Here is an 8,685-nt window from a genome sequence, read left to right as displayed (position 1 = left end):
GGCGGGGGCGAGCGCGAGGGCCGCCGGCGCCGCCGGGCCTGACCCTGCCTCAACGGGCCGGGCTCTCGGAGAGACCTCCGGCCCGCTCCAGCGTCTGGATGTGCCGGCCCAGCAGCGCCGCGGCCTGATCGACGGCGCCGCGCCGCAGGGCATCCAGGATCTGCCGGTGGTCGTGGTTCGATCGCGGCTGCCAGCCGGCCGAGCGGGTGGCGGCGAAGGCGAAGCGCGAATTCGCCAGCTGCAGCTCCGCCAGCATCTCCAGCAGGCGCGGCATGCGGCAGGCCGCCACCAGCTCGCGGTGGAAGCTGCGGTTGGCCGCCTCCCATTCGGCGAAGGACCGTGCCTGGTCGCCGGCGGTCACCGCCTCCTCGATCCGTTCGATCTGCAGCGGCGTCAGCCGGCGGGCGGCATGGCGCAGCGCCAGCACCTCCAGCGCCGCCCGGATCTCCACTACCTCGCGCATCGACCGGTCGTCCAGCGGCGCCACGCGCATGCCGCGCCGCGGCGCGCTGACCGCGAGCCCTTGCGCCTGCAGGCGCTGGAACGCCTCGCGCACCGGCACATGGCTGGACCCGAACTCATGGGCGATGTGGTCCTGGCGCAGCGGCGCGTCCGGCGCCAGCTCGCCGGCCACGATCCGCTCGGCCAGGGCATCCGCGATCCGATCGGCGAGGGTCTTCTGCTGCGATGGAGGCTTCGGCATCTCGATTATAGATTATCTACTGAAGAAGTCGGTGCGCTGGGCGAGCTGCCCTTCTAGACTCGAGTGAGTCGCAACAATCATAGATTATCTAAAAAGATTATCTATGATTTTGAGGAGTCATGGCATGCATTCTCCCTTCGAAGCACCGGTGTCCACGCCCGCTCTGGCCGGCTGGCGCATCCCCGCCGCGGTCATCGGCGGCAGCCTGCTGATGGCGCTCAGCGGCCAGGTCCAGATCCCGTTCTGGCCGGTGCCGATGACCATGCAGGTCTGCGCCACCTTCCTTCTGGCGGGCTTGGCCGGCGGGCGGCTGGCGGCGGCGATGGTGGCGACGTTCCTGGCCGAGGCGGCGATCGGCCTGCCGGTCCTGGCCGGCGGCAGCGGCGGCATCGCGCCGCTGGTCGGCCCGACCGGCGGCTATCTTCTCGGCTTCGCCGTCGCCGCCTTCCTGGCCGGCGAATGGATCCGGCGCCGGCCCGGCGGGCTGATCGCGACCGTCGTGCCGATGCTGGCGGGCCTTGCCGTGATCTATGCCCTCGGCTGCCTGTGGCTGGCGCAGTTCACCGGCTGGTCGGCCGTGATCGCCGCCGGGGTCGCGCCGTTCCTGCTCGGCGACGCGCTGAAGGTCCTGCTGGCCGCCGCCGTGACCGTCGCCCTGCGCCGCGTCCGGAGGGCCGCGTGACGGCGGCTGACGCCGCCTCCGGCTCCAGGCCCGCCGTCCGGTTCGACTGGATTCGGGCCGAGGCCGAGGCGCTGTACCGCCTGCCGTTCCCGGAGCTGCTGCACCGGGCCCAGCTGGTCCACCGCGCGAGCTTCGATCCGGCGGCGGTCGAGACCGCCAGCCTGCTCAGCATCAAGACCGGCGGCTGCCCGGAGGATTGCGGCTACTGCTCGCAGAGCGCCCGCTGGGACACCGGGGTCAAGGCCACGCGGCTGATGGATCCCGGCGTGGTGGTGCAGCGGGCGGCGCAGGCCAAGGCCGCCGGGGCCGGCCGCTTCTGCATGGGCGCCGCCTGGCGCAGCCCGAAGGACCGGGACCTCGACCCGGTCTGCGAGATGGTGGAGGGAGTCAAGGCGCTGGGGATGTCGACCTGTGTCACCCTCGGCATGCTGACCCGGCCGCAGGCAGACCGGCTGAAGGCGGCCGGGCTCGACTACTACAGCCACAACGTCGACACCTCGCCGGAATTCTATGGCCGGATCATCACCACCCGGACCCTGCAGGACCGGCTGGAGACGCTGGAGCATGTGCGCGCCGCCGGCATCAAGGTGTGCTGCGGCGGCATCGTCGGCATGGGCGAGACGGTCGACGACCGCCTCGGCATGCTGCTGCTCCTGGCCGGGATGGACCCGCATCCGGAAAGCGTGCCGCTGAACCTCTGGAACGAGGTGGCGGGGACGCCGGTGATGGCGATGGCGGAGAAGCCCGACCCGATCGGCTTCGTCCGGCTGGTTGCGGTGGCGCGGATCCTGCTGCCGCGCAGCGTGGTCCGCCTCTCCGCCGGCCGGCAATATATGAGCGACGAGCTGCAGGCTTTGTGCTTCCTGGCCGGAGCCAACTCGATCTTCCTCGGCGACGTGCTGCTGACCACGGCGAACCCCGGGGTCGATCGCGACACGCAGCTGCTGGAGAAGCTCGGGCTCAGGGCGGTGACCGGCGGGCTGGCGCCGGCCTCGGTGTAAGGGCTATCGCGGCCACTCCGCCATCGGCTGGGCGGACTCGACGATATGGACGCCGAGCTCCGCCCAGCGGCCGAACGCCTCCTCGGCCTGCGTGGTGAAGTCGAGCGCCGGGACCGGCCGGCCCTCGACATCCAGCCCGACCACCGCCGACATGCAGTCGCGCAGGATATACACCCGGCGGGGCAGGGCGGGGGCCAGCGACCGCATCCGGCCCAGCAGGTCGTCGACCGACCAGCGGACGCAATGGCTGGAGGCCTGGCCGGCGACGACGATCCGGTCGGCGCGCAGCAGCTCCAGCAGCGCGGCGTCGTCCTGCGGTTTCACCAGCCGCCCGCCGTCCCACCGGTCCGGCACCTCGGGCCCGAAGGCTGAGTAGCTCTCGCTCCAGGGATCGTCGCCCTTGATGATGACGGGCGTCGGCGCGCCGCGCAGCAGGGCGTGGAACAGCCGGGCCTCCTGGACCAGCCCCGGCATCGCGTGCCCTTCCGACCCGATCAGGCAGTGGTCGGGCCAGATGATCAGGGCATTGCGGCCCTGCCGCGCCAGGCTGCGTGCATAGTGCAGCAGCTGCCGCTCTACCCAGGCCAGCCCCTCCGCCGCGACATCGGCGGGCAGCAGCCCCAGCACGCCGGGGCTCGGCCTGAAGGCGCCGTCGGCCAGCATCTCCTCGGTGATCACGGTGAACGGGGCCGGCGGGTGGCCATCGGCGCCGATCCAGAACGACCGGTGGAAGATCTGCAGCGGCGTGTGCGTGTCGAAGGTCGGGACGATCCGGTCGATGGCGCCCAGGTTGCGGTGGATGAAGGCGGCGACCCGCGCCGCGTCCTCGACCGCGCCGCGCCCTGACCGGCCGCCGACATAGAGCGCGCCCTCCGGCAGGCAGAAATCGCGCTGCAGGTCGATCAGCAGCAGGTCCGTGCGGCCGTCTCCGGCCGGCCCGATCTCGCCACGCCAGCGCTCGGCCGTGGCGCGCAGGGCGTCGATATCGGGACGGTACGACCAGTCCGCGGCCCGGGTCGGATCGAAGAAGGGCGGAAGCTCCATCGTCGCGCTCATGCCGGCCTCCATTCATGCGGCCGCGACAGACTAGGCAGCGGGGCAGGGTGATGGAAAGCCCGTCTGTCCATCCCTGAATCGTCGGGGGTTGCTGCCATTGCGTCCGTTTCAGCACGCTTGATGCCAACAGCGGACGTGGATATCGGCCCGGATCCGGCGCGCCGACAGGGGCGCCCGCGTCCTCAAACCTTCCGTCCAGGAGACCTCGATGGCGAGATTCGAAGGCGACGACAACGACAACCAGATCCCGCCGCCCGGCCAAAGCAATGCGGGCGACGACATCATGTATGGCCGCGGCGGCGATGACCGCATCGATGGCGGCAGCGGCAACGACTATGTGGTCGGCGGGGCCGGCGGCGATACACTAATCGGCGGGGCCGGCATCGACACCATCAGCTATTGGGATGCCAGCGGCGCCGGCGTGGTGATCAACCTGACCACGATGAAAACCTCCGGGATTGGGTCGGAGGCCCAGGGCGATGTCATCTCCGGCTTCGAGAACATCGAGGGCGTCAACCACGACCAGGGCCACGACATCCTCACCGGCTCGGCCATCGCCAACCGGATCGACGGCATGGGCGGCAATGACCGGATCGACGGCATGGGCGGGGACGACAGGCTCTACGGTGGCACCGGCAACGACACGATCGAGGGCGGCAGCGGCAACGACTATCTCGAGGATCTCGACCAGGACAACCGCCTCTCCGGCGGCGACGGCAACGACCGGATCCTGGCCGGCGGCTTCAACGACAATGTCGCCGGCGGCGCCGGCGACGACTGGCTCAGCTGCGATCGCGGCAGCTACTACGAGGACGAGGTCAATGTCCTGCGCGGTGGTGCCGGCGCGGACCGGATCATCGGCTCCTTCGCCAGGAACGACACCGCGACCTATTCCGAAGGCACGATCGGCGTCGCCATCAACCTGACCGCCGGCACGGCCAGCGGCGGCAATGCCCAGGGCGACGTGCTGACCGGCATCGAGCATCTGGTCGGCTCGGCCGGCAACGACAGGCTGATCGGGGACACCGGGGTCAACGCCCTGGCCGGCGGCAACGGCAATGACGTGCTTTCGGGCATGGACGGCGCCGACCGGCTCGACGGCGGCGCCGGGGCGGATGCGCTGACCGGCGATTTCGGCGCCGACACGCTGATCGGCGGCGCCGGCGACGACAACCTCGATGGCGGCCTCAGCAATGACAGCCTGTCGGGCGGCGACGGCAACGACATCCTGCGCGGGGGCGCCGGCGCCGACCGGCTGGATGGTGGCCTGAACATCGACACCGTCGCCTACAGCGAGAGCAGCATCGGCGTGACCATCAATCTAGCCACCGGCAAGGGTGCAGGGGGCAACGCCCAGGGCGATGTCTATGTCGGCGTCGAGAACGCCAACGGCTCGACCGGGGCGGACGCCATCATCGGCAATGCCGGCGCCAACGCGCTGCGCGGCATGGCCGGCGCGGACACGCTGACCGGCGGCGCCGGGGCCGACCATTTCGTCTTCGGCGCGACCAGCGAATCGGTCGGCTCCGGCCGCGATGTCATCACCGATTTCAGCCACGCCCAGGGCGACCGCATCAACCTGGCCCTGATCGACGCCAACACCACGGCGGCGGGTGACCAGGCGTTCAAGTTCATCGGCGCCCAGGCGTTCCACGGCGTGGCCGGAGAGCTGCGGGCGTTCGTCTCCGGCGGCATCGCCTATGTCGACGGGGACGTGAACGGCGACAAGGTGATCGATCTGCACATCGCGCTGACCAACCATCCGACGCTGGTCGCCGGTGACTTCGTGCTCTGACAAAGGCGCGAGCGGGCGCTCGGATCGCGCGCCGGGCGCCCGTGCTACAGGGGCCGGCGGGGCACGCTCTCCAGGAAGCTCCGCAGCGCCTCGGCCCAGAACCTGGCCATGCCGGTGGTGCCGTGGCCGCGGGTCTCGGCGCTGGCCGGGATCAGGAACAGCCGGGCGGTCGGGATGCGCTTCAGCGCCTGCTCCATCAGCCCGGTCTCCGGCGGATTGCGCTCGTCGTCGGCGGAGTTGATGGCCAGGACCGGCGCCCGGATCCGGTCCAGAAGCGGCGACGGGTCGTAGTCGCGCGACGAGCCCCATTGGTACAGCAGGTCGTTGGCATCCGCAGGGAAAGGCGCGGCGAGCCGGTCGTCGACCAGCTTGTCGGCCGCCGTGCTGGTCGGCGCCAGCGCCTGATAGGCCAGCGTCCCGCCGCTGGTGCCGAAGTTGAAGAAGGCGTTGGCCAGCGCCAGCGACTTCGGCTGGACCGCGTAGTCGCCGCCCATCCAGCCGGGGTCGCTGCGGATCGCCTCGATCAGCATCCGGCGCATGATCCAGTTCCGGCCGGACATCGCGGTCGGCTGCGACGCCATCGGGACCAGCGCGTCCATGGCGTCCGGATAGGCCTCGCCCCACAGCCAGGTCTGCATGCCGCCCATGGAGTTGCCCAGCACCAGGCGCAGATGGCGGATCTTCAGCCCCTCGGTCACCAGCCGGTACTGCGCCTCGACCATGTCGTCATAGCCGTAGCGGGGGAACCGCATGCGCAGCCCGTCGGAGGGCTTGGAGGATTTCCCGGCGCCGATCGCGTCGGGCAGGATGATGAAGTACCGGCGGGCATCCAGCGGTTGACCGGGTCCGAACAGCTCGCCGGCGAAGGCGGGCGTCAGCATCCCGGCGCCGGAGCCGGCGGTGCCGTGCAGGATCAGCACCGGCTCCCCGGACGGCTCGCCGACCGTGGTGTAGCGCAGGCGCAGCTCGGGCAGCACCTCGCCGTTCTGGAAGCGGAAATCGCGGACGATCCAGTCGCCCTCCCTGGGCGCGGGATACTCCGCCGCCCCGGCCACGGACGCGGCCAGGGCGACGGCCGCCCCGACCGATGCACGACGCGCCCATTCCAGCCACCGCATGGCCGCTTCCTCCCTGTTCCGCCGCTGGTTGCCATTCGATGATGGACGGGCCGGCGCGGCGGGACCAGGGCTTACTGGAACAGGCTGGAGACCGACTTCTCCTCGGCGATGCGCAGGATGGCCTCGGCCATCAAGGGCGCGATGGTCAGCTGGCGGATGTTGTGGCTCAGCCGCACCGCCTCGGTCGCGAGGATGCTGTCGGTCGTCACCATCTCCTTGAGCGGGGAGGCGCCGACGCGGGCCACAGCACCACCGGACAGCACGCCATGGCTGATATAGGCGAAGACCTCGGACGCGCCGCGCTCCATCAGCGCCACCGCGGCGTTGCACAGCGTGCCGGCGCTGTCGGCGATGTCGTCGATCAGGATGCAGCGGCGGCCGTCGATGTCGCCGATCACGTTCATCACCTCGGACACGCCGGCCTTCTCCCGCCGCTTGTCGATGATGGCCAGGTCGGCGTCCAGCCGCTGCGCCACCTGGCGGGCGCGGACCACACCGCCGACATCGGGCGAGACGATGACCAGATTGTCGCTGGAGAAGCGGCTGCGGATGTCCTTCACGAACACCGGCGCGGCCACCAGGTTGTCCAGCGGAATGTCGAAGAAGCCCTGGATCTGGCCGGCATGCAGGTCGAGGGTCAGCACCCGGTCGGCGCCGGCGCGTGTGATCAGATTGGCCACCAGCTTGGCCGAGATCGGCGTGCGCGGGCCGGTCTTCCGGTCCTGGCGGGCATAGCCGTAATAGGGCATCACCGCGGTGATCCGGCGGGCCGAGCCGCGGCGCAGCGCATCGATGGTGACCAGCATCTCCATCAGGTTGTCATTGGCCGGAAAGCTGGTCGGCTGGATCACGAAGACGTCCTCGCCGCGGACATTCTCCAGGATCTCGACGAAGACCTCCATATCGGCGAAGCGCCGGATCTGGGCCTTGGTCAGCGGGATTTGCAAATAGGCGGCGATCGCCTCGCAGAGCGGGCGATTGCTGTTGCAGGCGATGATTTTCATGGGGGCGGCTCGGTGGTCTCGGGCGGTGGCCGGGGCCGGATGCGGCTGCGTATATCCCGCGCGGATCGGGGTGTAAACGGACTAAACGCAACCCTGTCCCGAAATTGTCACATCATCATGAAGACGCAGCCGCCCAGCAGCGCCACGATGATGAACAGGAACAGGGTGATCAGGTGCGGCATCCGTATCAGCCCGTCAGCACGATCGCCGAGATCTGGCGGCCGTAATCCGGCTCCTTGCGCAGGGTGGTGCGGCGATAGCTGAAGAACCGGTCTTCGTCCGCCAGCGTGTCGAGCCCGGTGACCGCGACCTGCCGCAGGCCGGCGCGGCGCAGGCGCGCGGCGACATAGCCCGGCAGGTCGAAATGCGGCCGCGCCCCGGCGCCGGGGATATGGAAGAAGCCGGCGCTGTCCGGGTCCTCGGTCAGGAAGCGGTCGCGGAACTCGGGCCCGACCTCGTAGCTGTCCGGCCCGATGCAGGGGCCGATGACGGCCGTGATCCGCTCCGGCATCGCGCCCAGCGTCCGCATCGCCGCGATGGCGGCGTCGGTGACGCCGCCCAGCGCGCCCTTCCAGCCGGCATGGGCGGCGCCGATCACCCCGGCCTCGGCGTCGGCGAACAGGATCGGGGCGCAATCGGCGGTCAGGATGCCCAGCGCCAGGCCCGGCCGGTCGGTGACCATGGCATCGGCCCGCGGCGCCGTCTCCGGCGTCCAGGGCTCCGTCACCGTCGCGACCTCCGGGCTGTGCACCTGATGGACGGTCAGCAGCGTCTCGGCGGGACCGAGCTCACGCCGGCAGCGGTCGCGGTTCTCGGCCACCGCGTCGCGCCGGTCGCCGGAGCCGAAGCCGCAGTTGCGCGAGGCGAAGATGCCTTCGCTGACGCCGCCGGTGCGCGGGAAGAAGCCGTGGCCGATACCGGGCAAGGCGAGGGCGTCGACGGTGATCACGGGGCAGGCTCCGGCCGATACGGACCACACCGGAATAGCATCGCCGCCGTGGTCACGGGAACCCCGCCGGCGCGCCCAGGCCGGGCACGGTCAGGGCCAGGGCCTTGAACAGCGCGCCCATCTGCTCCGGCCCGGCCAGCCGCTCGATCGCGGCGTCGATCTCGGCGGCGCGGGCCGGGGCGGCCTTCTTCAGCTGGGCCGCCCGGGGGCGCAGCCCCAGCGCCTCGAGGAACGCGCCCTGGGTCACCGGGCCATGCGCCTCGGCGCCGGCCTGCGTCGCGGCTTTGGCCAAGGCCTGGAAATCGACATGGGCGGTCAGGTCGGCCTCGCCCGGCGCCTCCAGCGGATCGGCAAAGGCATGGCGCCGCACCGCCTGG

At 70.8% G+C, this 8,685-nt stretch carries 9 protein-coding genes; 3 read left to right on the top strand and 6 right to left on the bottom strand.

The features are described from left to right. Positions 1–49 precede the first annotated feature (49 nt). On the bottom strand, positions 50–703 hold the full coding sequence (locus P409_RS18800; protein WP_034841299.1) for a GntR family transcriptional regulator: 654 nt from the start codon (positions 701–703) through the stop codon (positions 50–52). Positions 704–851: 148 nt separating this feature from the next. On the opposite strand from P409_RS18800, the gene P409_RS40805 reads away from it, so the two are divergent. Together P409_RS40805 and bioB are read left to right on the top strand one after the other, a co-directional pair. Next, positions 852–1,385 (top strand): biotin transporter BioY, encoded by a 534-nt coding sequence (locus P409_RS40805; RefSeq protein ID WP_238578721.1) that lies wholly within the window; start codon positions 852–854, stop codon positions 1,383–1,385. Then, positions 1,382–2,386: a biotin synthase BioB gene (gene bioB / locus P409_RS18790; protein ID WP_034841295.1), complete on the top strand. Its 1,005-nt coding sequence runs from the start codon at positions 1,382–1,384 to the stop codon at positions 2,384–2,386. Before P409_RS40805 ends, bioB begins: the two co-directional genes overlap by 4 nt. A 3-nt stretch (positions 2,387–2,389) precedes the next feature. Here the strand turns inward: bioB and P409_RS18785 are convergent, their stop codons facing one another. Further along, complete coding sequence (locus tag P409_RS18785; RefSeq protein WP_202964720.1) at positions 2,390–3,442, bottom strand: cysteine hydrolase family protein; 1,053 nt, start codon at positions 3,440–3,442, stop codon at positions 2,390–2,392. 208 nt (positions 3,443–3,650) lie between these two features. Here P409_RS18785 and P409_RS18780 point away from each other — a divergent pair, with 208 nt between their 5' ends. Next, positions 3,651–5,237 (top strand): calcium-binding protein, encoded by a 1,587-nt coding sequence (locus P409_RS18780; RefSeq protein WP_052120914.1) that lies wholly within the window; start codon positions 3,651–3,653, stop codon positions 5,235–5,237. A 44-nt stretch (positions 5,238–5,281) separates the two neighbouring features. On the opposite strand, the gene P409_RS18775 is transcribed toward P409_RS18780, so the two are convergent. From P409_RS18775 to P409_RS18760, 4 genes are all read right to left on the bottom strand, one after another. Further along, positions 5,282–6,355 carry an alpha/beta fold hydrolase gene (locus P409_RS18775; protein ID WP_034841289.1) on the bottom strand — a complete coding sequence of 358 codons (1,074 nt, stop codon included), beginning with the start codon at positions 6,353–6,355 and terminating at the stop codon, positions 5,282–5,284. Positions 6,356–6,426: 71 nt separating this feature from the next. After that, positions 6,427–7,359, bottom strand: a complete 933-nt coding sequence (locus tag P409_RS18770) for a ribose-phosphate pyrophosphokinase (RefSeq protein ID WP_034841288.1) — start codon at positions 7,357–7,359, stop codon at positions 6,427–6,429. A gap of 187 nt (positions 7,360–7,546) precedes the next feature. Then, the gene (gene pgeF, locus P409_RS18765) at positions 7,547–8,308 is read right to left on the bottom strand and encodes a peptidoglycan editing factor PgeF (RefSeq protein WP_034841287.1); all 762 of its coding nucleotides are present in this window, start codon (positions 8,306–8,308) and stop codon (positions 7,547–7,549) included. A gap of 52 nt (positions 8,309–8,360) precedes the next feature. Beyond that, on the bottom strand, positions 8,361–8,685 hold a 325-nt coding region (locus P409_RS18760), incomplete at its 5' end, for an SAM-dependent methyltransferase (RefSeq protein ID WP_034841286.1).

Source organism: Inquilinus limosus MP06 (assembly GCF_000767795.1).
In the GTDB taxonomy this organism is placed as follows: Bacteria; Pseudomonadota; Alphaproteobacteria; order DSM-16000; family Inquilinaceae; genus Inquilinus; species Inquilinus limosus_E.
The sequence above is the reverse complement of the archived record's forward strand: the minus strand, read 5'-3'. Positions and strand labels throughout refer to the sequence as shown.

Excerpts from the sequence above, each read along its gene's own strand:
- P409_RS18800 (WP_034841299.1), bottom strand. The coding sequence starts at position 703 with ATGCCGAAGCCTCCATCGCAGCAGAAGACCCTCGCCGATCGGATCGCG.
- P409_RS18785 (WP_202964720.1), bottom strand. The coding sequence starts at position 3,442 with ATGAGCGCGACGATGGAGCTTCCGCCCTTCTTCGATCCGACCCGGGCC.
- P409_RS18780 (WP_052120914.1), top strand. The coding sequence starts at position 3,651 with ATGGCGAGATTCGAAGGCGACGACAACGACAACCAGATCCCGCCGCCC.
- P409_RS18775 (WP_034841289.1), bottom strand. The coding sequence starts at position 6,355 with ATGCGGTGGCTGGAATGGGCGCGTCGTGCATCGGTCGGGGCGGCCGTC.
- P409_RS18770 (WP_034841288.1), bottom strand. The coding sequence starts at position 7,359 with ATGAAAATCATCGCCTGCAACAGCAATCGCCCGCTCTGCGAGGCGATC.